Origin of the sequence: Paenibacillus sp. UMB7766-LJ446, assembly GCF_030226665.1 — a bacterium.
In the GTDB taxonomy this organism is placed as follows: domain Bacteria; phylum Bacillota; class Bacilli; order Paenibacillales; family Paenibacillaceae; genus Paenibacillus; species Paenibacillus vandeheii.
In genome coordinates this window covers 30,604-57,194 of sequence record NZ_JASOYM010000015.1, presented here as the reverse complement: position 1 = coordinate 57,194, position 26,591 = coordinate 30,604, and the positions used below count along the sequence as shown (strand labels likewise).

General features: G+C 50.3%; 19 protein-coding genes. 17 read left to right on the top strand and 2 right to left on the bottom strand.

What is annotated here, in order from left to right; genetic code table 11:
* The first annotated feature begins 7 nt into the window (after positions 1 to 7).
* The 8 genes from QP794_RS27895 to QP794_RS27860 all read left to right on the top strand — a co-directional run bounded on the left by QP794_RS27895 (position 8) and on the right by QP794_RS27860 (position 12,417).
* Positions 8 to 1,645: a type 2 periplasmic-binding domain-containing protein gene (locus QP794_RS27895; RefSeq protein ID WP_079344890.1), complete on the top strand. Its 1,638-nt coding sequence runs from the start codon at positions 8 to 10 to the stop codon at positions 1,643 to 1,645.
* 175 nt (positions 1,646 to 1,820) lie between these two features.
* Positions 1,821 to 4,043, top strand: a complete 2,223-nt coding sequence (locus tag QP794_RS27890) for a helix-turn-helix domain-containing protein (RefSeq protein WP_285079997.1) — start codon at positions 1,821 to 1,823, stop codon at positions 4,041 to 4,043.
* Between the two features lie 44 nt (positions 4,044 to 4,087).
* Positions 4,088 to 6,400: a glycoside hydrolase family 3 N-terminal domain-containing protein gene (locus QP794_RS27885; protein WP_285079996.1), complete on the top strand. Its 2,313-nt coding sequence runs from the start codon at positions 4,088 to 4,090 to the stop codon at positions 6,398 to 6,400.
* Positions 6,397 to 9,507 carry an alpha-mannosidase gene (locus QP794_RS27880; protein WP_285079995.1) on the top strand — a complete coding sequence of 1,037 codons (3,111 nt, stop codon included), beginning with the start codon at positions 6,397 to 6,399 and terminating at the stop codon, positions 9,505 to 9,507. The genes QP794_RS27885 and QP794_RS27880 overlap by 4 nt, the downstream gene beginning before the upstream one ends.
* Positions 9,508 to 9,632: 125 nt before the next feature.
* Positions 9,633 to 10,508 (top strand): sugar phosphate isomerase/epimerase family protein, encoded by an 876-nt coding sequence (locus QP794_RS27875; RefSeq protein ID WP_285079994.1) that lies wholly within the window; start codon positions 9,633 to 9,635, stop codon positions 10,506 to 10,508.
* A 12-nt stretch (positions 10,509 to 10,520) separates the two neighbouring features.
* Positions 10,521 to 11,393, top strand: coding sequence for a sugar phosphate isomerase/epimerase family protein (locus QP794_RS27870; protein WP_285079993.1), 873 nt, complete (start codon positions 10,521 to 10,523; stop codon positions 11,391 to 11,393).
* A gap of 164 nt (positions 11,394 to 11,557) precedes the next feature.
* Positions 11,558 to 11,785 carry a hypothetical protein gene (locus QP794_RS27865; RefSeq protein ID WP_024629454.1) on the top strand — a complete coding sequence of 76 codons (228 nt, stop codon included), beginning with the start codon at positions 11,558 to 11,560 and terminating at the stop codon, positions 11,783 to 11,785.
* 200 nt (positions 11,786 to 11,985) lie between these two features.
* Positions 11,986 to 12,417 (top strand): VOC family protein, encoded by a 432-nt coding sequence (locus QP794_RS27860; RefSeq protein WP_285079992.1) that lies wholly within the window; start codon positions 11,986 to 11,988, stop codon positions 12,415 to 12,417.
* A gap of 119 nt (positions 12,418 to 12,536) precedes the next feature.
* Here the strand turns inward: QP794_RS27860 and QP794_RS27855 are convergent, their stop codons facing one another.
* Positions 12,537 to 13,409, bottom strand: coding sequence for a hypothetical protein (locus tag QP794_RS27855; protein WP_285079991.1), 873 nt, complete (start codon positions 13,407 to 13,409; stop codon positions 12,537 to 12,539).
* A gap of 373 nt (positions 13,410 to 13,782) precedes the next feature.
* On the opposite strand from QP794_RS27855, the gene ytxJ reads away from it, so the two are divergent.
* The 8 genes from ytxJ (at position 13,783) to QP794_RS27820 (ending at position 24,105) form a co-directional block, all read left to right on the top strand.
* The gene (ytxJ, locus tag QP794_RS27850; RefSeq protein WP_285079989.1) at positions 13,783 to 14,322 is read left to right on the top strand and encodes a bacillithiol system redox-active protein YtxJ; all 540 of its coding nucleotides are present in this window, start codon (positions 13,783 to 13,785) and stop codon (positions 14,320 to 14,322) included.
* Positions 14,323 to 14,620: 298 nt separating this feature from the next.
* On the top strand, positions 14,621 to 14,698 hold the full coding sequence (locus tag QP794_RS33255) for a potassium-transporting ATPase subunit F (protein ID WP_082350862.1): 78 nt from the start codon (positions 14,621 to 14,623) through the stop codon (positions 14,696 to 14,698).
* Positions 14,699 to 14,762: 64 nt separating this feature from the next.
* Positions 14,763 to 16,442 carry a potassium-transporting ATPase subunit KdpA gene (kdpA, locus tag QP794_RS27845; protein WP_285079988.1) on the top strand — a complete coding sequence of 560 codons (1,680 nt, stop codon included), beginning with the start codon at positions 14,763 to 14,765 and terminating at the stop codon, positions 16,440 to 16,442.
* A 67-nt stretch (positions 16,443 to 16,509) separates the two neighbouring features.
* Entirely contained in the window at positions 16,510 to 18,654 is a 2,145-nt protein-coding gene (gene kdpB, locus QP794_RS27840; RefSeq protein WP_483311962.1) for a potassium-transporting ATPase subunit KdpB, read from the top strand.
* Between the two features lie 37 nt (positions 18,655 to 18,691).
* A complete protein-coding gene (kdpC, locus tag QP794_RS27835) occupies positions 18,692 to 19,252 on the top strand; it encodes a potassium-transporting ATPase subunit KdpC (RefSeq protein ID WP_285079987.1) in 561 nt (186 codons plus the stop codon).
* A gap of 212 nt (positions 19,253 to 19,464) precedes the next feature.
* Complete coding sequence (locus tag QP794_RS27830; RefSeq protein ID WP_285079986.1) at positions 19,465 to 21,804, top strand: histidine kinase; 2,340 nt, start codon at positions 19,465 to 19,467, stop codon at positions 21,802 to 21,804.
* An 8-nt stretch (positions 21,805 to 21,812) separates the two neighbouring features.
* A complete protein-coding gene (locus tag QP794_RS27825; protein ID WP_285079985.1) occupies positions 21,813 to 23,393 on the top strand; it encodes an ATP-binding protein in 1,581 nt (526 codons plus the stop codon).
* A 1-nt stretch (position 23,394) separates the two neighbouring features.
* Complete coding sequence (locus QP794_RS27820; RefSeq protein ID WP_094938520.1) at positions 23,395 to 24,105, top strand: response regulator; 711 nt, start codon at positions 23,395 to 23,397, stop codon at positions 24,103 to 24,105.
* A gap of 79 nt (positions 24,106 to 24,184) precedes the next feature.
* Here QP794_RS27820 and melA read toward each other — a convergent pair whose 3' ends face one another.
* Positions 24,185 to 25,486, bottom strand: coding sequence for an alpha-glucosidase/alpha-galactosidase (melA, locus tag QP794_RS27815; RefSeq protein ID WP_285079984.1), 1,302 nt, complete (start codon positions 25,484 to 25,486; stop codon positions 24,185 to 24,187).
* A gap of 195 nt (positions 25,487 to 25,681) precedes the next feature.
* Between melA and QP794_RS27810 the strand changes: the two genes are divergently transcribed.
* Positions 25,682 to 26,518 carry an AraC family ligand binding domain-containing protein gene (locus QP794_RS27810; protein ID WP_285079983.1) on the top strand — a complete coding sequence of 279 codons (837 nt, stop codon included), beginning with the start codon at positions 25,682 to 25,684 and terminating at the stop codon, positions 26,516 to 26,518.
* Positions 26,519 to 26,591 lie beyond the last annotated feature (73 nt).

The following is a 26,591-nucleotide window of genomic DNA, read 5'->3' as shown; positions in this document are numbered from 1 at the left end:
AGTCAGATTGAAAAAATCTTGGATTTCGATGTTGTTTCTGGTCTTTGCTTCGATGGCTTTGTTGTCCGCATGCGGTTCATCCGCAGAGACGGGTACAGGGAGCGACGGTAGCGGGGAGAGCGGTGGCCCGGTAACGATGACCTTCTTTGCCCCACAAGGTAAAGCATCCATGGAAGAAAATGAGTTCACCCAATTTATCGAAGACAAATTCGATGTAACTCTGAAATGGGATTTGGCCCCGACGGACGCCTTGCAAGACCGCAGACAGTTACTGCTGGCGAGTGGAGATTATCCCGAAGTGTTCCTCCATGGCAAGTTCACCACCTCAGACCTGCAAACCTACGGAAAACAGGGCGTGTTCCTCCCGCTGCAGGATCTGATCAAGGAGTACGGTCCGAATCTCACCAAGATTATGGAGGAGAAGCCGTACTTTAAAGAAGCGATTACTGCACCTGACGGGAACATCTACGCTCTGCCAATTTTCAATGAATGTTATCACTGTACGTATGCTCAGAAATATTGGATTAACACCGAATGGCTCGACAATCTGGGTCTGAAAATGCCGACCACGACCGATGAACTCTACACGGTACTGAAGGCATTCAAAGAGCAGGACCCGAATGGCAATGGCAAAGCCGATGAGATTCCGCTCACGGGTGCACCGAACAAATATGTATGGAATGGCAATATCGATGCCTATCTCATGAACAGTTTTATCTATAATGACAACGATAAATATCTGATCGTGAAGGATGGGAAGGTTGATTTTGCAGCGAACAAGGAAGAGTGGAAAAAAGGGCTGGAGTACATGCACAAGCTGTACGCAGAAGGCCTGATTGATCCGGCTTCCTTCACGCAGAACGATCAGGCGATCGGGCAGCTGGGTAACAAGGAAGGCGATGAAGTGGTCGGCTCTATAACGACAGCGCTGGTCAGCTATCTCGTGAACACGTATGACAAGGATATTACCCGCCACCAGCACTGGGACATCGTACCTCCGCTGAAAGGGCCGGATGGCGTGCAGACGACAGGCGCTACACAGAGCGTAGGTGAGTTTGAGTTTGCCATCACGAACAAAGCGACCGAAGCGCAGCAGATTGCTGCCATCAAGATTGTAGATTACATGTTCAGTGAAGAAGGTGCCCTGTACGCAGAGTACGGTCCAACGGAGGGGAAAGGCTGGAAGAAGGCGGATGCAGATGAGAAAAACATCAATGGCGAGCCGGCCAAATACAGCTACTATAACCTGCCTGAGCGTGACCCGAACGTTGTAGTCAACGAGAGTTGGTCACAGATCGGAGCACATGACTTGTCCAATACGTTCCGCAATCTGTTTGCAGAAGGTCAGAACCCGTTGGAAGCCGAGGGTTACGGTACACGCCTGGCACAAGCAACCAATGTATATGAACCTTATGCACCCAAAGAAGTCTATCCTGCGAATGTATTTATCCGTCCTGAAGATACAGAAACTGCTGCGCAGCTCACGACGGCCGTCAAGGATTACGTGATGACCAATATGGCTCAATTTATTATCGGCAGCAAGAGCATTGATAAGGAATGGGACGCGTACGTGAAAGGCTTTGATGGTCTGGGACTCAGCAATTACCTTGAGATTTACCAGCGTGCGATTGAGAAGAATCAATAAAGGTTGATGGATTCATGAATGAGGCTGTCCCGATGTCACCACAGGAATCGGGGCGGTCTTCTCCTTTTGACAACCCCACTTCATCCGATATAATTTACTGAATATTTATGGAAAATTAGCGACCAGATTGGCGTGGTTGTCATCATGCACATAAACAGTGTGGGGGGCCTCGGAGATGAACAACAGTTGGTTTAGACGTTTGCTGCTATCGTATTTGCCTGTTTTTTTTATCGTAACCACAATTCTGTTTATTATCTTCTTCCAGGTATTTAATGAGCAGAACCGGAGAGAAGCACTCAAGGCCAATGAATTTCTGGCATCACAGGTAACGCAATATCTGGACAATTCACTGCGCTCCATCGACTTCAAAGTGCTGCGTGATATTTTGACCAACCCCAACCTGAAAAATTATTATTCGGTAACCGGAAGCGAGGATGTGTATGCCGGAATTCAAGCGGTTCAGGTTATTGATGAATTGAAAATAGAGTATCCGCTGATTGATTCCATATATTTGGTGAGATACAACGACGATACGGTGTTCAGCAACGGCAAGGCGGTACCCATTGAGGAATTCCCAGACGCGCCATTTATTAAGGACAGCCGTGCTGCGGCGACGCAAAAGTGGGTGGGGGCGAGATCTTTTAAGGCATTCCCGACCGAGGAAGGCAAACAGGTCATTACACTCATTCGCGGCGTCGGAAACGGCACGGGTCTTGTAGTTGTTAACGTCAATCTGCCAGCCTTGCAGAAGTCCATTATGCAGATGTACGACCCTGAGTTCACCTTCGTGAATATCTTCAATCGCTCGGGCGGCAATCTGTGGGATGGTGGAAAGCAGGATGGCGCTAGGGCAGAATCTCCCCAAATGGCGTCAGGTGAAGTCTTCTCCGAATTTACTTCCAGCTACAGCGGCTGGAAGGTACAGACCGGACTGAATAATGGCAAGATCGTCAAATTCGCCCTGAAATTTTACAATATTTGGTTTGTTTTTGCCGTTGCTGTTGTTCTGTTTGGTGTGGTGTGGGTGATCTATGTGACACGGAGAAATTACAAGCCCATCCAGCAAATCGTCACGTTAATTGAGACGGTGGCTTCACAGAAACAGCCGGGGATGAGTCAACCAAAAGATAACGAGTTCCGTTTTATCCAGACCACGCTGGAGCAAATGATTGATCAAACCAAGCAATATCAGGAGGAGCATGAAGAAAACCTGATTTTGCAGAAGAAATATTTCTTTCAGGAGCTGCTGGAGGGTACACGAGACTTCACTGGCAATGAGCTTACAGCGGAGATGAACAGGTTCAAGCTCCCGCAGTTGGAGGATCGATGGGCTGTAATTGTGGTGGAGATCGATCAGTATTCCCGATTTAAGGAGGAGTATCACAATCAGGATCAATCCCTCCTGAAATTCGTGTTATCCAGCATTCTGCAGGAGAGTGCAAGGCACGAAGGGACCGAAGTATGGGCAGAGTGGATATCGGATCAGCGGCTGTATGCAGTACTCTGGTTGCCCGAGATGGAAAAGGGTGAGGAAACCGAGCAGAGACTGCTCTCCGGTTATCTGGACAGGGTTGGGCAGTATTTGAACTTCACCGTAACTATCGGGATTGGTAGAGTGGCAGTCGATGTTCGTGGCCTGAGAGCTTCGTTGAAGGAGGCTGTGCATGCCCTGGAGTACAAGGCTGTGCTCGGCATGAACCGAATCATATCATGCGGGGAGGTACCGAACTCGACTAATGATGTTTATGAGTTCCTGAAGACGATCTCCTTGCTGGTGCAGGCGATGCGATTGTCGGACAATGTCTGGGAGAAGCACTTTGACCGCTTGTTCGAACAAATCCGTGAATCCGTGCTCTCCCGCCAGGAGATTATGAATACGGTCCAGCTGCTGTTTCAGCATTATAATCGGGAGTTCGCGGAACTTCCGCGGGAATATCAGGAGCAATGGGCAGCCGTATTTACACCGCTCCTCCCCAGATTGGAAGGATGGGAGACGTTAGATGATTTGCGAACGCTGTGCTGGGAAGGCTTCCGGGATCTGTCGGAGCAGATGCAGACACTTCATTGTTCCAGAAAACACCGATCTCATATTCTTGAAATTCGCAAGTATATTGAACAGAACTATAACAATCCCGAGCTGTCGCTGAATTATCTAAGTGATTTATTTGATATCAATCCGAAATATTTAAGCAAGCTGTTCAAGGACGAAATTGGTGAGAAGTTCGTGGATCTTCTGATTAGTCACCGCATAGAGAAGGCCAAACAGCTTATGCTGGAGACCGACAAGGCCATCCAGGAGATCAGTGAGGAAGTCGGATACACGAACTATAACTCCTTCAATCGGGCGTTCAAGAATGTGGTGGGTGTAGCACCTAGCGACTACCGAAAAGCCATGTGAGCCCATGTTCCAAACCAAGCCGAACTCATAAGGAGAATGTGCATATGAACTATAAAGATGCTTCGCTTCCCGTTCAGGAACGAGTACAAGATCTTCTCGGTCGGATGACAACGGAGGAGAAGATAGGACAGCTGATTCAGCCCATGGGGTGGAAGACTTATGTTAAGGAAGCAGATGGTACGGTTCGGGTTACGGATGAGTTTAAAAAGGACATCGCAGAGGGCGGGATTGGGTCGTTGTATGGCGCCCTTCGTGCTGATCCCTGGACGGAAGTGACGCTGGAGACAGGCCTGACCCCTAGGCAGGGGGCTGTTGCCACCAATGAAATTCAGCGGTATGCCTTGGGGAACTCCCGGCTGGGGATCCCCATTTTGTTCGGGGAGGAGTGTTCTCACGGTCATATGGCGATTGGAGCGACCGTATTCCCGGTGCCGCTTGCTGTAGGAAGTACCTGGAACGTGGAATTGTACCGCAAGATGTGCGAAGCGATTGCTCTGGAGACTCGAAGCCAGGGGGGAGCGGCAACGTATTCTCCTGTGCTGGATGTGGTGCGGGACCCGAGATGGGGGCGGACAGAGGAATGTTTTGCCGAAGATCCATACCTGATCGGTGAAATGGCGGTAGAAGCGATGAAAGGCCTGCAGGGTGAACGACTGGATACCGACCGGACAATTGTGGCGACACTCAAACATTTTGCAGCTTATGGCAGTTCAGAGGGTGGACGCAATGCGGCCCCTGTTCATATGGGATTACGTGAGTTGCATGAAGTGGACCTATTGCCCTTCAAGAAAGCCGTGGAAGCAGGTGCATGCTCCGTCATGACGGCATACAACGAAATTGACGGTGTACCCTGTACATCGAGCTCGTATCTGTTAAATGATCTCCTGCGCGAGCAATGGGGATTTGACGGATTCGTCATCACCGATTTTGGTGCGATTCAGATGCTGGTCAGTGGACACAACACGGCGGAGAACGGGGAGCAGGCCGTTGCGCAGTCGCTTATGGCAGGTGTGGACATGGAGATGTCCGGATACATGTACCGGAAGCATCTGGCGCAGGCGCTGGAGCAAGGAATAATTGAAGAGCAGGATCTGGATACAGCAGTAAGGCGAGTGCTGGAGATGAAGTTCAGACTGGGTTTATTTGAACAGCCCTTCGTTGATCCTGACTTTGCAGAGCAGGTGATTGGATGTGAGGACCATATTCAGCTGGCGAGGAAAGTCGCGCAAGAGGGAATTATTTTACTTAAAAATGATGCGAACATCCTTCCACTCAGTAATACAGGTACGAAGCTGGCCGTTATTGGACCGAATGCAAACCATGTCTACAACCAGCTTGGTGATTACACCTCGCCACAGCCGAGAGAACAGATTGTTACGGTGTTGGACGGGATTCGCCGTAAGCTTGGGACGGATACGGAGCAAGTGTTATACGCGCCCGGATGCCGCATCAAAGGCGATTCCAGAGAGGGCTTTGCACAAGCGCTTGCCTCTGCTGAACAAGCTGACATCATCGTTATGGTGATGGGTGGGTCAAGTAGTCGTGATTTTGGCGAAGGCACCATTGATCTGCGGACGGGTGCATCCGTTGTCACGGATGATCCCTGGAACGATATGGAGTGCGGTGAGGGCATAGACCGATCGTCTCTGAGCTTAATGGGTGTTCAACTGGAGCTGGTGCAGGAAGTACATAAGCTGGGGAAACCGATTATTGTCGTATATATTAACGGCCGACCCATTGCTGAACCTTGGATTGATGAGCATGCCCATGCCATTCTGGAAGCGTGGTACCCAGGGCAGGAGGGGGGAAACGCCATAGCAGATATTTTGTTCGGTGATGTGAATCCATCCGGTCGTCTTACCGTCTCTATTCCCAAACATGTGGGGCAGCTTCCGATCTATTACAATGCCAAACGCACCCGAGGCAAGCGATATCTGGAGACCGATCTTGTGCCGCAGTATCCGTTCGGTTTTGGGCTGAGCTATACGGAATTTAAGTACGAGAATGTACGGGTTGTGCCGGAAGTGATCGGGCCAGAAGATGAAGCAGAGGTACAGGTGGAGGTTACGAATACGGGACCGGTTGCGGGTAATGAGGTAGTTCAGCTGTATGTTACGGATGTATCGGCTTCGGTCACCCGAGCTGAAATTTCGCTGAAGGGGTTTCGCAAAATCCGTCTGGAGCCGGGACAGACTCGAACGGTTACTTTTCCTGTACAAAAAGAACATCTGGCGCTGATCGACTCCCGTCTTCAGCCTGTTGTGGAGCCGGGTGAATTCAGACTGATGGTGGGCAGCAGCTCCAGAGACTGGACTGCTTGCAGTTTACACATCCAGAAGGTGGGGGTGGAGGTATGATTCGAATTCAGAGATTCATTCAGGATCTGGCTCAGCAGCAATGGATGGATACCATAGAGCTTCCGCAGTGGCAGATGCAGAAGGCCAGGTATATACAGCCCGGAGAATACGAGTATGAACAGGAGAATGCGGCTGTCCAAAGTCTGAATCCGCTCGATAGCAACCATGGAACGACATATTTTCTAAGCAAAACCATAGAGATTCCAGGCAATTGGGAGGATCATGCGATTGGATTGATTTTTGAAGCTGGGGGTGAGGGGCTGCTGATGGTGAATGGCATGCCCTATCACGGACTGGACCGAAATCATTGGTATGTGCCGTTACCCAGGAGCCGGGTGGGAACTACGCCTTTATTGGAGATTGAGCTGTATGATCCTATACCGGAACCGCATGACCCGCTAAACCGACAAGCGGTGATTCAGCCGCCGATCCGTGGTATCCGAACTGCTTTGGTATATGTGAATCAACCGCTCCAGAGCTTGATGTACAGCATTACTGTACTTGCGGAGTCGCTGAAGGCATTGCCTGAGAAAGACTTGAAGCGGACCCATCTTGTCCGGGACATTCATCAGGTGATGGATGAGATGTACAACGAGCCGAATCGCTGGGTGGAGGCGGCATGGGTGCAGAATTTCGAAAATTCGCTGGCACATTCTGTGCAGAAGGAGGACCCGGAAGAATACCGGAATGGGTTCATGCATCTGGTTGGGCAGTCACATATCGATATTGCCTGGCTGTGGCCTGTACGTGAGACAGTCCGCAAATCCAGCCGTACCTTCTCCACGATGTGTACCTTGATGGATGAGTACCCGGAGTTTGTATATTCGCAGAGCCAGCCGCAGCTGTATGCGTTTGTGAAAGAGCATTACCCGGAATTGTATGAGCAGGTCAAAGCCCGGGTTGCCGAAGGTCGCTGGGAGCTGGTTGGCGGCATGTGGGTGGAGCCGGATCTGAACATTCCGAGCGGTGAGTCCTTGGTAAGACAGATGTTGTACGGGCAGAACTTCTATCAGGAGGAGTTTGGCAAGCGTTCAAGCATTGAGTGGCTCCCCGATACCTTCGGGTACTGTGCTTCGTTGCCGCAGTTGCTGAAGTTGGCGGGTATTCCCTATTTTATGACCACCAAGCTTAATTGGAATGATACCAATGCTTTTCCATATGATCTATTTGATTGGGTAGGCATTGATGGCACCTCGGTGCTTGCGTATCTGAATCATGGAGTGAACGAACATACCCGGCCCAAAGATATGGATGAGCATTGGCAATCGTATAAGCAGAAGCATGTTCACCCCGAACAAATGCTGCTTTACGGTCATGGTGATGGTGGGGGCGGGGTCACGAATGAAATGGTGGAGTTCGGAGCGCGATCCCATCTCATGGTTGGGCAGCCCATCAGCAAGTTCAGTACAGCGGGAGCATTTTTCGAAGAAATATCCAACCATAATCCCCCTTTGCCGAAATGGCATGGAGACCTGTATCTGGAACTTCACCGGGGAACGTATACTACCCATGCGCGGAATAAACGGAGCAATCGGAAGGCCGAAGTACTGTACCGTGAAGCGGAGATCTGGGAGCAGTTTGCCGGATCTTCTGAAGCAGCACAGGTGAAGAATAAGCTCGATGAAGGCTGGAAGCTGATCATGCTCAATCAGTTCCATGATATTATCCCGGGTACATCTATCCCCGAAGCTTATGTCACCTCCGCGGAGGAGTATACGAAGGTATTTGCCCTGGGAACATCGGCGATGGAAAGCGCCCTCAGTACCCTTGTGGAGCGTATTGCGACAGATAGCTTGGATGGCCTGGCTTACGTTATTTTTAATAGTCTGGGCTGGGAGCGCGGAGAAGTCGTGACCATTACAGGCGACGTGAGTCTGACTGGTCTCGCTGCTTTTGATCATCAGGGTAATCATCTAGCAGGTGACCTAGAGCAAAATGGAGATGTGCTGACCCTGTCAGTTTATGTTCCATCCATTCCTGCCTTTGGGTATACCACGATATGGCTGCGCCAGGCATCGGATGCCGATCTTTCTGTATGGAAACAGGAGGAATCTTTCCCTTCCGTCTGGGAAACAGATTTCTACACGCTTGAATTTAACGGTGTGGGAGAAATCACGAGATGGTATGACAAGTCCATCCAGCGGGAGTGGCTGAAGCCGGGAGATAAAGCGAATGAGCTGCAGTTCTTCCATGACAAACCTACGTATTGGGATGCGTGGGATATTGACCCGAGGTTCGAATCTCAACGGGCAGGGGCGGTACAGCTGATCTCCGGACAGGTCGTGCAGCGTGGGGCAACGCAGGATGTCCTTCGTTTCCACTGGAAGCTGAACAACTCGGAAATTCATCAGGATATGATCCTGTATCGTCATCAGCGACGTGTGGATTTCAAGACAAAGGTAAACTGGGTTGAGAACCATAAGTTGCTCAAAGTCGCATTTCCGGTGGATTTGGTGTCAGCCAAAGCAACCTACGAAATCCCGTTTGGTGCGCTGGAGCGGCCAACCCATAACAACACCAGCTGGGAGCAGGCACAGTTTGAAGTGTGCGGGCACCGTTGGGCAGACGTCTCCGAAGGCAATAGCGGTGTAAGCCTGCTGAACGATTGCAAGTATGGGTACGACATCAAGGATCAGACGATTCGTCTGTCCCTGCTCCGTGCTCCGAAATGGCCGGATGAACATGCCGATCAGGGGGAGCATGAATTCACCTACTCGCTCCTGCCCCATCAAGGCGATTGGCGGGAAGCGGGTGTGGTACGCCGTGCAATGGAGCTGAACCATCCGGCCCAGGCTGTGGCAGCAGGTAGACATACAGGCACATTAACGGCAGAGCATTCCTGGGTTCACTTTCGCAGCGAGCACGTCATTCTGGATACAGTCAAAGCTTCAGAAGACGGCACGGGGACGATATTGCGTTTCTATGAATCATCCGGCGGCAGAGAGACAATTGAGCTTCAGTGGTCTGACGCGCGGATACAAACGTCAGTGGTCAATCTGCTGGAGGACGAAATCCGGCCATTGGCTTGTCGTGAAGGGAAGTTCGAACTGACGTTCAAGCCTTATGAGATTCAATCCGTAAAAATCGGTTCACCGGAAAAAACGTAAGGTGCCAGATAAGAATCTTTTACAAGAAGAGGAGTGGACCGTGAATAGGGCGAAAGTGTAGTAGAGCATTCCATCATGAATTCACATCAGGACGATAAAATACCAATTCAGCAGGAGGGTATAATATGAAATTAACGAACAAGATCGGCGTCATCGTGGACAGCTTTAACGTAGGCGTAAGAGAAGGGCTGAACAAAGCGAAAGACGTTGGAGCGGAGGGTGTACAGATCTATGCGGTCAAGGGAGAGATGGACCCCGAAAATCTGTCGCCTGCCTCTCGCAAGGAGTTAAGAAGTTATATCGATTCTCTTGGGCTTGAAATTTCTGCGCTGGTTGGCGATTTGGGTGGACACGGGTTTCAGGTCAAGGAAGATAATCCGTGGAAAGTAGAGAAGTCCAAGCGCATCGTGGATCTTGCTCTTGATCTGGGTACGAATATCGTCACAACACATATCGGTATTGTTCCGCATGATCCTTCATCCGAAGTGTATGCCACGCTGCATGCGGCTTGTGAAGAGCTGGGTCAATATGCGAAAAGTGCAGGTGCGTACTTTGCTATTGAGACAGGGCCGGAAACAGCCGCAGATTTAAAAGGATTCCTGGATACATTGTCGACCAATGGGGTATCGGTGAATTTTGACCCAGCAAATATGGTTATGGTTACGGGGGATGACCCGGCTCGCGGTGTCCATCTGTTGAAGGATTATATTGTCCACACCCATGTGAAAGATGGGGTGCGTCTCAAGGAAGTCGATCCGAGAGATGTGTATGGTGCAGTAGGTTACGCGCCCATGGATCATGAGAAGATTGCCGAAATGGTTTCTTCCGGGACGTTCTTCCGTGAAGTGCCGCTGGGCGAGGGCAGTGTGGATTTTGATGGATACTTTGCGGCCCTTCAGGAGATTGGTTACACAGGGTATCTGACGATTGAACGTGAAGTAGGCGATCAGCCGGAGCTGGACATTCGCAAAGCAGTTGAATTCATCAAACAATACCGGTAGGGAGCTGAGCAGATGAAAGTGGGCCTGAGTACGTATAGCTTGTTGAATGATTTGAATTCGGGTGAAATGACGGTTCTGGATATGATCGACTGGATTGCAGCAAATGGTGGTGAGCATATGGAGATGGTTCCGTATGGCTACACCGTGGAAGATAATTATGAGCTGGCTGATGCCATCCGGGAGCGAGCTGCTTCTGCAGGTATTGAGTTGTCCAACTATTCGATGCCTGCAAATTTTGTGCAGGAGACGGAAGAAGCTTTTGAGGAAGAAATGGCTCGGGTCAAAAGACATGTCGATGTTGTACACCGGATGGGTGTGAAGCATATGCGTCATGACGTCACGGCGTTTACGTTGCCAAAGGAGAAAATGACCATTGCCTGGTTCGAAGAAAATCTCCCGCTGATGGTGAAGGGAAGCCAGATCATTGCGGATTATGCTGCGCAGTTTGGCATTACGACAACTATCGAAAATCACGGCTTCAGCGTGCAGGCGAGCGATCGTGTGCAGCGTGTGCTGCATGCCGTGGATCGTCCGAACTTCAAAACAACACTCGACATTGGCAATTTCATGTGTGTGGATGAAAACCCGATTATTGGGGTCATGAAAAATCTGCCGTACGCTTCTCTGGTCCATTTCAAAGACTTCTATTTCCGTTCTTATGATGAGCATCCGGGCGAAGGGGAGTGGTTTACCACTGCCAATGGTAATTTCCTGCGTGGAGCCATCGTTGGGCATGGGGACATCCCCATTCGCAAAATTGTGAAGCTGATCAAAGACTCCGGCTATGACGGCAACATCACGGTTGAGTTCGAAGGCATGGAGGAGTGCAAGTCAGCATCCAAAATCGCCATGAACAACCTGCGCCGATTCTGGAAAGAGGCTTAGCAGATTTTACAAAAAAAGGGTTCCGAAGGGGTCCAAGAAAGGAATTCTGCACTAACATAAATTGGTTCTCCATAAGGATTCAGTTACGATCATCACAAGTATGGTATAATGGATCTATTCAGCCTGGAGAACGACTGGCTATGGATAGGAGAGATCACTGATCTATGCAGGTATTCGAGGACTGGAACCAGAAAGTGAAGAGAACGTTTAATGCTACGAATCCCGAGGTTGTATTGACGGTATCTGAAGCAGGGAGTTTGTTGGGTCTGACCAAAGATCAGATGAAACTTTATGTAGACAAGAATAAACTAACTAAGGTCCCGATCATGAGAAGTGTTCACCGATACCTCTTGTTGAAAAGTGAAATAGATAGCATCGTAAAAACGCGCTAACCTCATAGGATCGACCACAGCCATTTGACCGACAGGAATCGGGAGAGTGGTCTTTTTTTTGGATAAAATAAGGCTTTCGGATAATCCTACCTATGAGCTAGTTACCCGTACTCTTGTCAACGGACAGCCTGTTCGTATATACTCATGTCGCAAGCGGCATTAGTGGTTTAATTATATGATATCGAGGAGATGAAGAACGCATGGCGATCAGCTTGAATGTGTATCTTGTAACGGATGGCAATGGACGTGAAGCAGTAGATTTTTATAAAAAAGCATTTGGAGCCGAAGTGTTAGCTCTCCAGACATTTGGCGATGGTCCATCCGATCCGGATCACCCCGTACCACCAGAAGCCAAAGACCGTATCATGCATGCTTCTTTGCAAATTGGCAGCTCTGTGCTGATGCTGTCTGATACATTTCCTGGCATGCCGTATGTAGTGGGTAACCATGTTAATGTCACAGTGAATACGGATACCGCGGAGGAAGCCAAAGAAATCTTTAATCAGCTGCAAGATGGCGGCGAAGTGAAAATGCCGATACAGGAAACATTTTGGAGTCCAGCCTACGGTATGGTAACCGACAAATTCGGAGTCCATTTCCAGATTAGCTGTGTTGCAGCCAACCATCAGTAAATTGTGATTTAGCGTTTCTCTGATATAGAACAAAAAATTCCAGGACATGAGTTACATGGTCTGGAATTTTTGTTTTTTGACTCCTGCAAGGAGTGTATTTACCGTGTTCCACTTGAAAACTAGACCTCTTTCTGAAGCTTGGAGGGGTTGTTGATTTTATAAGGAACAGGGTTCCTGGTCAGCTTTTTCTTGATAATTTTGGCTTCAAACGTAAGCACATCACCAACCTCAAGCTCCTGTTTCTTCATGGTAGCACTGTGGCTGGACCAGGCTTCGCCAATGTCAACGACTTCAGGCTCCGTGATTGTTACGGCTTCATAGATGATGATTTCGTCATCATTGTCGGAGAAGTGGTTCGGCACGGTCGTAAATTCTTTCACAACGGCGGACATTTTCACTTTACCCTCCGGCAGCTCAATCTTGACTGATTTGGCTTTGCCTGCGGTTTTGGCCTTAGGTTTGGCTGCACTGCTAGTTGCATTTGCAGGTCCAACGTACTCTTCCACCAGACCCTCAGGGTCGCCTTTTAGAGCAGAAGAGTTATCATCGTCATCCGTGTCCACATCCGATTCGAAATCCATTGCATTCATACCAGATGGAATCTCATCCAAATTAGACGGATCATCTGGCTCTTGAACGGTATCAGAGCTGGAGATATGATCTGGTTGGGTTGCAGCGACCGGTTCCCCGGGCTTAACTGTTCCCGCTCCAATTGAACTTTTCACATTATAGCTGGACGCCTGCATTTCTTTCAGGTACGACGGATGAATGCAGTGTTTCTGCTCATTGTCCAGTTGGATGACGGCTGCCATATGATCGACAAAACCAACGATGGTACAAGGCATATTCAGTCCATTTCCTTTATAATAGAACGTTTTGACCTTGGTTGCTTTCTCCGAAAGCAAACCCCACTCCTGGCACTTCTCAATCAGCTCGTCCTCGTTCTCCAAAGCGTTATAATACTGCGGTTCGATCATAAAAGCATATGCCATAACGAATTTCCGCCTTTCCAATCATTTCTTCATTCATCGTTGCCAAATTACAATCAGTGTATCACAAAAGCGTACCCTTAGATGAAGAATATAAAAGCGCCTGAATGGGCGCCTATGATATAATTTCCGGTAGACAACTGGTGGGAATGCTCTAAAGAAAGGGATAAACAAAAAACCACCGTTAAACAGGTTGACTCCTGCGGTGGGATTGGTTTTACATCGTAACAGACGTGCGCAGTAAGAGGGGTTTTATCTTACCTCGCCTTGTTGTCTATTCTTAGGTTACCATAGCCATTTTATACAGGCAAATGAGTGATTGCTTCTGTATTAAAATTAATATTTTTTATGAATATCTTTAGGGAGGATGATCTCCATGGATAAAAAAGTGAATTCTCAAACGCTTTGGCTTGGGGTGGGTATTGCCATTGGTACGAGTATTGGTGTGGCTGCAAATCAGGTCGCCCTGGGTATTACCTTTGGTGTGGCATTGGGCGTCGTGGTTGGATCTGTCGTTAGCAAACGTGCTGGCTCGGGACTGGATGATATGCTGAGTGAATATGTCAAGGAGTTGCATAAGCAAGAGGAATGGGAAGAATTGCTTGTGCGGTCGCAGGATCATCCGGTGCTGCTGCTGAAACACAGTACAACCTGTCCAATCAGTGCAAGAGCATACAGGGAGTTTATGGCGTTTGTGGGTTCGAATGCATCCAATCCTGCACAAAAAATGGAATACTGGATCGTCAAAGTTATTGAAAGCCGCACGCTTTCCCGCCGCATCGCTGAAGATACCGAGGTTCACCATGAATCGCCTCAAGTTTTGCTGCTGGACAGCGGCAAGGTGATCCAACATACATCACACGGGAAAATCACCCGAAAAAGATTGCTGCAATGGGCCCAGAATCCGTTTGGATGAAGGGCGCTCCAATATACATGTTAGCATCCATAGACCTGTTCCCTTCAGCTATTAGCTGAGGTGAGCGGGTCTTTTTTACGCTTTTTTTACACCCTGGCGGGTATTTCTTTACCCCCTTTTTACAGCGTTTCGTATTACGATTTCATATGTAGAAGGTTGCAAGAACGGTAGAGAGAGGGAGGAGAACACATGGTGAATGATGCCATGATAATCGGGCTGGTTGTGCTGTTGTTTGTGGTGTTCTGGGGATTTGTGAAGTTTTGTGAGAAAGCTTAGGGCAAGAGAGGGGAGGAGCCATATGATTGTCATCGGGATGATTGTGCTCGCGCTGGTGATCTATCTCGGTTACGTGCTGGTGAGGCCGGAGAAATTCTGATGGTCGCCTTATGCACGAATCCAGAAGCACTCGGATCGTCGATTTTTAGGGAGGAAATGCGGATATGAGTAGTGGTTTATTACAAGTAGCGGTGACGCTGCTGATCATCATACTGCTGGTGAAGCCAGTGGGGAGTTATCTGGTGAAGGTGTTTGACGGCAAGCGAACAGGGCTGGATCGGATATTTGGCGGACCTGAGCGATTGTTGTATCGATTGATGGGGGTGAAGGAGAACGAGTCGATGGGTTGGAAAAAGTACCTTTCGGCCGTGCTCCTCTCCAACTTCGTCATGCTGTTGTTGATGTTTCTGGTGCTGCGGCTGCAACAATATTTGCCACTCAACCCGGATGGCATCGCCAATATGCCTGCGGCGCAGGCATTCAACACGGCTGCTTCGTTCATGACCAACACGAACTGGCAGTCGTACACCGGCGAGAATGCCCTGTCGTATCTGTCACAGATGCTGGCAGTGACGTTTCCGATGTTCACCTCGGCGGCGACCGGCTTCGCGGTGGCAATTGCATTCATTCGCGGGCTGGTCGGCCGCCGGGATGGACTGGGTAATTTTTACGTCGACATGGTACGGTCAATCACGAGAATCTTTTTGCCGCTGAGCTTCATTGTGGCGTTGTTCCTGGTATTCCAGGGTGTGCCGCAGACACTGGCGGGAGCGGTGAACGCAACCACGCTGGAGGGGGCTCAGCAAACGATTAGTCGCGGGCTGGTCGCTTCGCTGGAGTCGATCAAGCACCTAGGTACCAATGGTGGAGGCTGGTTCGGAACGAATGCAGCGCATCCATTTGAGAATCCAACGGCGTTGTCGAACCTGGTGCATATCGTCTGCATGATGCTGCTGCCAACCTCGCTGGTGTATGCCTTCGGCATCATGGTGAACAACCGGAAGCAGGGCTGGGCTCTGTTTGCGGCCATGAGTTTTCTTTTCCTCATCATGCTGACTACGGTATTCGTTTCGGAATATCGCGGTGTGCCTGCGCTGGAGGCGGTGGGCATTCAAGGCAATATGGAAGGTAAAGAGGTCAGGTTCGGGATATCCGAATCGGCGCTCTTCACGGCAGTCACAACAGCAGCTACAACCGGGTCAGTGAACAATATGCATGAGTCGCTCACTCCGCTCGGCGGGATGGTGGCATTGGCTGAAATGATGCTCAACAACGTATTCGGCGGCAAAGGAGTAGGTTTGCTCAACGGATTGCTCTATGTCATTCTGGCTGTATTTATCTGCGGGCTGATGGTTGGGCGAACCCCTGAATTTCTGGGCAAAAAAATCGAGGGCAAAGAAGTGAAACTCGCGTCCATTGCGCTGCTCATTCACCCTTTGATTATTCTCGGTCCAACTGCGCTGGCGCTCATGCGCCCGGAAGCTGTAGCTTCGATTTCGAACTCAGGCATGCATGGCCTGACCGAGGTGCTTTATGCTTTTGCATCCGGGGCTGCCAATAATGGATCGGCGTTTGCCGGACTGAATGCCAACACAGACTTTTACAACATCGCCATTGGTGTGGTGATGCTGCTCGGAAGATACATTTCCATGATCGCAATGCTTGCTATTGCCGGATCACTGGCCACCAAACGAGTGGTTCCCGTAACAACGGGTACACTACGCACACATACGCCTCTTTTTGCAGGCATTCTGGTGATGATGATTGTGGTGGTCGGTGCGTTGACGTTCTTCCCATCGCTGGCACTTGGACCGATTGCAGAGCATTTGGCGATGATCCGTTGATGGAGAGTACGGCAATCCGTTATGGGGATATGAGTGAGGACGTAGAGTGTGGAGGTGGATTAACGCAATGAATGCTATAGAACGAAAGAAGGAGCAGTCGGTGGAAGGAACAGGCATGGGCATGATTAGCCCTCAGGGTAAGGGAACGCGAGGTACAGGTACAGATCAAGGTACTCCCAAAAGAACTAAAACTTTAAGTCGTGAGATACTGCTTCAGGCGTCCCTGGATGCTTTCAAAAAGCTAAACCCGGTCGTCATGATCAAAAATCCGGTGATGTTTATCGTTGAAGTAGGTACACTCATCACGTTGTTGTTGTGTATTAATCCGGACCTGTTTGTTGCATCCGAGGCAGGGCGAGGGTACAACATCGCTGTGTTTCTCATCCTGTTATTCACGTTGCTGTTTGCCAACTTTGCTGAAGCACTGGCAGAGGGGCGGGGCAAAGCTCAGGCAGACACACTGCGCAAGACGAAATCGGACACAACGGCGAATCTGGTACAGAAAGACGGAACCCTCAAGCAAGTGTCTTCGACCCAGTTGAAAAAAGGAGATCTCGTCCGTGTAGAAGCGGGAGAGCTGATTCCCACGGACGGCGAGATCATTGAAGGGCTGGCCTCCATCGACGAGTCCGCCATTACCGGGGAATCTGCCCCTGTGATCAAGGAGGCAGGTGGTGACTTCTCCTCCGTTACAGGTGGTACACGAGTCACTTCCGACTATATTGTCATGCGTGTACAGACCGATCCGGGGGAGTCGTTCCTCGACCGGATGATCTCACTTGTTGAAGGTGCACAGCGCCAGAAAACACCGAATGAAATTGCGCTGACTACACTGCTTGCCGTATTGACCCTGATTTTCCTGATTGTCATATTGACGATGGTTCCGATGGCAAGCTACCTGGGCATCCGGCTTGATCTGGCGACACTAATCGCGTTGCTTGTCTGTCTGATTCCGACAACGATCGGCGGGCTGTTATCCGCTATTGGGATCGCAGGCATGGACCGCGTAACACAGTTCAACGTCCTCGCCATGTCGGGGAAAGCGGTGGAAGCGGCTGGCGATATTGATACGCTGATTCTGGACAAAACCGGAACGATCACGTACGGAAACCGCATGGCGGCTGAGTTTATCCCTGTTCAGGGGGTGTCAGCACAGGAGATGACCCGGGCTGCGCTGCAAGCTTCCGTAGTGGATGAGACACCAGAGGGGCGCTCGGTCGTTGAGTTGGCTGGCAAGCAGGGCGAGAACTGGGCGGAGACGGAATATGCAGATGCAGAGCATGTGAGCTTCACCGCAGAGACCCGTATGTCGGGTCTGAATCTAAGCGGTGGGAAGCAGATTCGCAAAGGTGCGGTGGATGCGATCAAACGCCATATTTCCTCCCGTGGAGGACGGATACCTGGCGATTTGGATGATATAGCCAACCGAATTGCAAAGGCTGGGGGTACACCGCTTGCTGTTGCAATGGACGACCAGATTTATGGTGTAATCTATCTGAAAGATACGGTGAAGCCAGGTCTGAAGGAGAAGTTCGCCGAGATGCGAGCTATGGGTATCAAGACGATTATGTGTACGGGCGATAACCCACTGACGGCGGCAACTATTGCGTTGGAAGCGGGTGTGGATGATTTTATTGCCGAAGCGAAACCGGAAGACAAGATTACTGCGATCAAAAAAGAGCAGCAGGAAGGCAAGCTCGTCGCCATGACGGGCGACGGGACCAATGATGCTCCTGCTCTGGCACAGGCCGATGTTGGCCTGGCGATGAATTCAGGCACCATGGCAGCCAAGGAAGCGGCCAACATGATTGATCTGGATTCCGACCCGACCAAGCTGCTGTCGGTCGTCTCCATTGGCAAGCAGCTGCTTATTACCCGCGGCGCGCTGACAACTTTTTCGATATCGAATGATATTGCCAAGTATTTCGCCATCATTCCGGCCATGTTTATTTTGGCTATGCCGCAGCTCCAGGCATTGAATATTATGAATCTCGCTTCACCACAGTCCGCAATTCTGTCTGCATTGATCTTCAACGCCATCATTATCCCGCTGCTCATTCCTATCGCTATGCGGGGTGTGAAATATCGAGCCATGTCCGCGGAGCGGCTGCTTGGACGGAACGTGTTCATCTATGGCGTAGGCGGCGTGATCGTGCCGTTCATCGGAATCAAGCTGATCGATCTGGTGCTGTCGGGACTTCATCTGGTGTAAATGGTACAACTAATAATGAAATCAGGATGTGATTCATATGAAACAGGTACTGCCCGCCATCCGGTTGTCTGTCGTGCTTATGCTGATTTGCGGTATCATTTACCCGTTGGTTACAACCGGAGTGGCACAACTGCTTTTCCCCAATCATGCCAACGGCAGTCTGATCACAGCGCACGGAAAAACCATCGGTTCGTCGCTGCTGGCGCAGGAAGTAAAATCGCCGGGGCTGTTCCAGCCCCGGGCTTCGAGCGCCAGTTATGATGGAGCAGCTTCAGCAGGCTCCAATCGCGCCGTAGCGTCTGAGGTGTATATCCTTGAGATGAAGGAAAAGGTGGCTCTGGTCCAACAGGAGAACCCGGGCTTGCGGCACATCCCTGCGGATCTCGTGACGGGTTCGGGTTCGGGTCTGGACCCGGATCTGTCACCTGAAGCGGCAAAAGCACAGATTCCTCGTATTAGTCAGGCAACAGGCCTTAGCGAGCAGCAGCTTGCCAAGATCGTGGAGGAACATACACAAGGGCGACAGCTGGGCATCTTTGGTGAGCCGCGTGTGAATGTGACCGCACTGAATCTGGTATTGAAGGCAGAGCTGAAGTAACGAAGCGGCGTATTTGAAAGAAATTTATTTTACGGTCCGTCAGCAGAAGGGATACGTTGTTCGGGCTCCATTTGCTTGGAAATGTGTTAATCACATATAAGATATAGTCTGCGATGTATGTTGTATGAAAAACCATATCTGGCCTTCTTCCGAGTTTCGGAAGGGGCTTTCTCCATGTTGTGTAACAGTTATGGATAGGGGGAGTGGGCGGGATGGAGGACAGCTTCAAGCGCAAGTCTCCGGAAGACATTTTGAAGATGATTACGAAGCTGCAGCAGGGAACCTTGAAAATTTACATTGGTCCAGTAAGTGGCTCAGGCAAAACATATCATATGCTGAGGGAAGGAAACACATTGCGCCAGCAGGGTATTGATGTCGTCATCTGCGCCGTGTCGACTATGCGCAGACCGGAGACGGTGGAGCAGCTGGGTGAGTTGGAACGGATTCCAAGCATTCACTGGTCCCGTGGGAAAGACGGCATGGAGATGAAGGACCTGAATCTGGATGCCCTGCTGGCGCGTAATCCGGAGGTGGTGCTCGTTGACGGGTTGGCCCATCGAAACCGGAGAGGGGCACGTCACGCAACCCGGCTGGAGGATATACAGTATTTGCTGCGGCATAACATCAGCGTCATTACAACGGTGAACGTGTATGAGCTGGAGGGATATACGGAGCTTGCACGTCAGCTTACGGGTATCGCCGCGGAACATACCGTGCCTGCGGATACCCTTGAACTGGCCGATGAGGTGAAGCTGATCGACGTGACGCCGGAAACGGTATTGAGCCGACTTGCTGAGGGGCATCTTAGGGGACATGAAGGAGAAGCGGTGTTTCGACAGGGGAATTTGGGTATTTTACGTGAGCTGGCTCTCCGGCTTGTCGCGGAAGGGGTTAACGAATCGCTGCGTGAGCACCGGGAAGAGATGGGCATTACTGTTACGACTGGCATCATGGAACGTATTCTGGTATCCACTCAATATCACTGGAACGGGTCGATCTACATTCGGCGCGGACAACAGATTGCGAAGAGGCTGAACGGGGATTTGCAAGCCGTGACCTTCCGCAATATGAAGCAGCCGTTAACCAAGGAGGCTATTGTTTTCCGTCGCAGCATGATCAAACTGGTGGAGAAGTTTGGTGGTCGATTCGAGGAATTACCTGTCGTACATCGCCGGAAAATACCATCAACGTTGGCACAATATGCGGTGCAGCATCAGATTACCCGAATCGTAATGGGACATTCACGCCACACCCGCTGGCAGGAGCTGTGGCAAGGATCATTCGTTAACTCCCTGCTGCGCAGGATGCGGGGCGTCGATCTTTTCCTGTTGGCCGATAGAGCACAGCAGGAGGGAGAGCGTGTGCTCCCTGCCCGTTTGTCCGAAATGGAGACACCGACCTATCGCAGGTTAAGCGAGCAGGAAATGAAAGAACAGATCGGCCAGATTCGGCGTGGTAAGTTCAAAGTATATATCGGTGCTGCCCCAGGCGTAGGGAAAACCTATATGATGCTCCGGGAAGGCAATGATCTGCTTCGTAAAGGCATCGACGTGCAGATTGGTCTGTTGGAGACGCATAATCGGGCGGAGACGGTGGAGCAGATTGGTCAGTTGTCTGTAATTCCACGGGAGCAGCGGACGTATCAGGAGGTCCAATTGGAGGAGATGGATACAGAGGCGATTCTCCGTCTGTGTCCCGAAGTGGTGCTGGTGGATGAACTTGCACATACCAATATTCCAGGTAGCATGCGGCAAAAACGGTACGAAGATGTGCTTCTTCTGTTGGAGGCGGGTATTTCCGTCATCACTACCGTTAATGTGCAGCATCTGGAAAGTTTGAACGATGCAGTGGAACATATTACGGGGATTCGGGTCCGAGAGACGGTGCCGGATCAGATTTTGCAAATGGCGGATGAGGTTCAGCTCATTGATGTAGCCCCGCAGGCCTTGCGGCAGCGCATGCGGGAGGGTAAAATCTATGCAGCAGCCAAGGTGAATCAAGCACTGGAGCATTTCTTTCGCATTGGCAATCTGATTGCCTTGCGGGAACTTGCCCTGCGGGAACTGGCGGATGATGTGGATGAACGTCTGGAATCTCAGGAGCCCAAAAGCGCGCTGCGCGGTCCCTGGCGCAGACAGGAAGCAGTCTTTGTCTGCGTAAGCTGTGATGAACATGCCGATCGGCTGATCCGGCGTGGATTTCGTACCGCCTATCGACTGAAGGCGGTCTGGCATGTGCACCATGTTTATGTAGGCAAGGTTATGAGTGACGAGGTAAGGTGTCAATTGGAGGAGCTGGAACAGCTCACGGTCCGATTGGGCGGGAAATTTTACATTCATCACTGTCTGAGACTGAGAGATGTGCCTGGTATTTTGGCAGGTAAAGCTTCTGAAGAAAAAGCAACGCAGCTTGTAGTGGGTCAGGCAAAACGTGTCTGGTGGTTGAATGGCTACCGTGGAAAAGGATCGGTTGTCAGCAGGCTGGTGCGGCTATCGAGGCGTATAGATGTATTGATTGTTGCAGATTACGATTATGATCAGAGCGGGATGTGAAATGTACTGTGTCTGAACGAACCAAAGGGGAAGCGGTTTGGTTGAAGCTGAAGCGTGTCCCCAAATATATATGGGTAACCCTCGGCATCGCCTTGTTAACTATGTTGCTTCATACGATCGGTATGAGGGAGGATCTGGTTAACGTGGGGCTGATTTATCTTTTCCCCGTATTGGTCAGTGCCGTTTACTGGGGATTGGGACCGGCCATATACGCAGCGAGTCTTAGCGTTGTTGCCTTTGACTTCTTTTTTGTACCCCCGTATCTGAGCTTTACAGTTGAAGATTTACGATATATTTTCTCTTTTATCGTGTATTTGGCGGTTGCGGTATTAACCGCAAGTTTGGCAGGGCGACTGCGGCAGCAACTGGAGATGGTGAAGCAGCGTGAGAATACGACAAATTCGCTGTATGCTTTGAGCCGTCAGATGACGGCTGTTACAGATTTGGATACACTGCTGAACAATATTGCGAGGCAAGTCTCTCTAACACTTGGGGCTCCGGCGGCACTATATCTTCCTAATTCTGACGGGGAGCTCGCGGTTACCTCATCTTCGGGCGAACCGGATTTCGCAGGCTGGGGCAAAAGTGAGTCTGAGGCTGCCATTGCCAAGTGGGTATACATCCATGGAGAAGTAGCTGGACGCGGATCTTCCAGTCTGCGAGAATCTTCCGGGCTGTATGTGCCGCTGCGTACAGAAGACCAGATTCACGGGGTGCTTGCCGTGAATCTGGAATCCAGTGATCTTTATGAGCAGCGGGAGGAACTGCGTTTGCTGGAAGCCTGTGGCGGGCTGGCGGCGAGCGCCATCGCTCGTGTTAAGCTGGCGGAGGAAGCGAGGCTGGCGCAAATGACCGCTGAATCGGAGCGAATTCGTACCGCTCTGCTGGATTCAGTATCCCATGAACTGCGAACACCGCTTACCGCCATCATTGGTTCAGCCACAGGCCTGTTGGAGAATGATTCCCTTTTTACCGCGGAGGACCGAAAGGAACTTACAGCCAATATTCGGGATGGAGCGCTGCGGATGAACAGGCTGGTGACCAACTTGCTTGGCATGGTGAAGCTGGAAAGTGGTATGCTGCAGCTGCGCAGGAAATGGTGTGATGTGGGTGACATGATCGGTATTGTACTGGGGCAGGTTCAGCAATTTATTCAGCACCGCCGCATCCGTGTAGATTTGCCGGATCAACCGCCATTTATATCTGGAGACGAGGTATTGCTGGAGCAGGTCCTGGTTAACGTCATCAGCAATGCCATTAAATATTCTCCGGTCGACAGTGAAATCGTCATTACGGTAAAGGCAGATGAGTCGCTTGGACGAATGACCATTGTGGTGGCTGATGCGGGCGTCGGGATCCCGGAAGCAGATCGAGAGCGGGTGTTTGAGAAGTTTTATCGTTCCGAATCGTCACGGCATGTGACAGGTACAGGACTGGGACTCGCCATCTGCAGAGGAATTGTCGAGGTTCATGGAGGTACGATTACCGCAGAGCCGAATCCGGGAGGCGGGACACGGGTGTGCATTTGTTTGCCTACCGAAGAACCCGAGGCATCATTCCCGTATATGGGACAAGGAGAGGAAGAATGACATGACGGCACCACAAGGCGCACGCATATTGATTGTGGATGATGAACCACAGATCCGCAAACTGCTGAAGGTTACGCTTCAGGCGCACAACTTTGAGATTCATGAATGTGCAGACGGAGAAGAGGCGGTCGTCCAGGCGAGCATTGTGCATCCCGATCTGATCGTGCTTGATCTGGGCTTGCCCGGCATGTCCGGAATGGACGTACTTCAGCGTATTCGGGAGTGGTCTCAGGTACCGGTCATTGTGCTGACAGCAAAAGAACGCGAAGAGGATAAAATCGCTGCACTGGACGGCGGGGCAGATGATTATGTTACCAAACCGTTCGGCATGGGCGAGCTGGTTGCCCGGATTCGGGTTGCTCTTCGCCATGTGGCGAAAACAACGGATGAGCCTGTACTGCGCTTTGGTCCGCTCACGATTGATTTGGCCCAGAGGCAGGTGGATCTGGAGGGATCACTCGTCAAGTTAACTCCAACCGAGTATGAAATGCTGAAAGTACTCGCTTCCAACGCAGGCAAAATTATTACCCAACGGCAGCTGCTGCAACAAGTGTGGGGTGGGCATCACCATGAGTCAGACAGCCATTACTTACGGGTGTACGTCGGTCATCTGCGTAAAAAATTGCAGGAAGATCCCACGCGGCCTCGATTTATCCAGACTGAGCCGGGAATCGGCTATCGTTTCCTGCTTCAGGATGAGGTTGGAAAATAAAATGAAAACTCCTGAAAGCGCCGACTCCCTCTCTAATGAGAGGAAATCGGCGCTTTTCAAGTGCGAAACCATGAATTTCTTATGATGTGTACTTCGGCAGCCAGTCTCCGTGAGCTTCGATCAGTTCATCGCACAGCGCGACGATATCATCCATAGACAGTTCGGCAGCAGTATGCGGATCGAGCATGGCAGCATGATAAATATGTTCCTTTTTACCCGTGATGGCAGCTTCAATCGTCAGCAATTGGGTATTGATATTGGTCCGGTTCAGTGCAGCCAGTTGTGGAGGCAGGTCACCGATATACGTTGGGCTGATACCGGAGCCGTCAACCAGACAAGGCACCTCAACACATGCTTCACGAGGCAGGTTGGTGATTAACCCGTTATTCATGACATTACCGCCGATTTTGTAAGGACGATCTGTCTCCATGGCTTCCATAATATGCGAAGCGTACTCCCGGCTGCGCGTATGTTCAATATTTTCGCTGGATAACAGCTTTTCACGCATTTCCTTCCAGCCTTCAATCTGATTCACGCAGCGGCGCGGATATTCATCCAGCGGAATGTTGAAGCGTTCGATCAGCTCGGGGTAGTTCCGTTTGATAAAATAAGGATGGTACTCGGCATTGTGCTCGGAAGACTCGGTAACATAGTATCCAAAGCGCTGCATCAGCTCAAAACGTACCATGTCATCATGCTGCTCTTTCTGCTTTTCCTTCGCCAGACGTTTAATCTCTGGATACAGATCCTGACCATCCCGAGTGACTTCCAGCAGCCAGGCCATATGGTTGATACCCGCAACTTTTGCGACTACACCCGTCTGATCGATCCCCAGTGCATCAAACAGATGCGGTACACACACCTGTACACTGTGACACAGACCTACGGTTTTGATTCCGCCGTGCACATTCATGACATTGGTCAGTACCGCCATTGGGTTGGTATAGTTCAGGAACCACGCATCAGGGCACACCTCCTGCATATCCCGGGCAAAATCGAGCATTACCGGAATCGTCCGCAGATTCCGGAAAATGCCGCCAATCCCCAGCGTGTCGGCAATGGTCTGACGCAATCCATACTTCTTCGGAATTTCAAAGTCCGTAATTGTACATGGATCATATCCACCCACCTGAATAGCATTGATTACATATTTGGCTCCGCGCAGCGCTTCCTTGCGGTCGGTATAGGCTTTGATGGCACAGCCGCTTCCGAGCGAACGGGCCATACTTGTAAGCAAACGCTCTGAATCGCTAAGACGCTCGGCATCAATATCAAACAACGCCAGCTCAAAATCCTGCAGTGCTTCAGTCATCATGACGTCACCCAATACATTTTTGACAAAAACGGTGCTTCCCGCACCGAGAAACGTAATTTTGTTCATCTCAAGTTCAGCCTCCCTGAATAAATGGTGTACCTCCAATATAGGAGAATCAGGCCTGTATAACTATGGCTCAACCTCTCTGAAACATGGCATAATCCCATTTTTGGGTTCGTTTACAGCTGATAATTTACACATTTACCTGTTATAATTTTAGTTGAGGGATTGTTGCGGTAATGAACATAAGGGGTGAGAAATGTGAGACTGGTCGAAACGAACGTGGTTCCTATGGATTTTACGCAGATGGAATTGGTATTGTTATTTTTCGGTTGGCAGGCATGTGATCCGTCGCATTATTGGGGGCCTGGCGTCCGGGATTCCTACATTGTTCATTACATTCACGAAGGCAAAGGCACTGTGTTTATGGCGGATCGGCAATACGAGTTGACACAGGGTCAGGGTTTCATCATTTTTCCGGATACCCTTATCCATTATGAGGCGGATGAGAAGCAACCTTGGACATATTCCTGGTTTGGCTTCAGAGGGGTGCATGCCAAGACATTCATGCAGCGGGCACAGTTAAGTTCCGAACATCCTATATTTGATGCCAGGGATTTAGACATATTTGATCGGTTGTATGCGGAGATGGTTCAGGCATCCACACGTACCGGGGGAGATGTGTTCAACCAAAGCTTGTTATACCGCTTGATTGCAGAGCTGATTGCATCTTCTCCGGCAGGGGAGCAGGTGCAGCGGCCTCTGTCTACCAAGGAGGAATACATCAGACAGGCCGTTCAGTTTATGGAGATCAGGTATAGTCAGAGAACTTCAATCCTTGATATTGCCAGAGCTGTAGGTCTGGACCGTACATATCTGTCAGGACTTTTCAAGGAGAGGTATGGCAAGTCATTACAGGCTTTCTTTCTCGAATACCGGATGAACCGTGCAGCTGAACTGCTGCAGCACTCGTCGTTGTCGGTTAGCGAAGTGGCTCACTCGGTGGGTTATACAGATCCATTGCTGTTTTCCAAGATGTTCAAGCGAGTGAACGGTGTGTCTCCGAAAGAATCGAGAAGCATGGAGCAGGGAGAATAGCTTCATTCTGTTGTAGGTTTGGAAAGAGTGGGGAGTTAAATTCAAAAGGATTGCTGCAAAGTCATGTTCATGA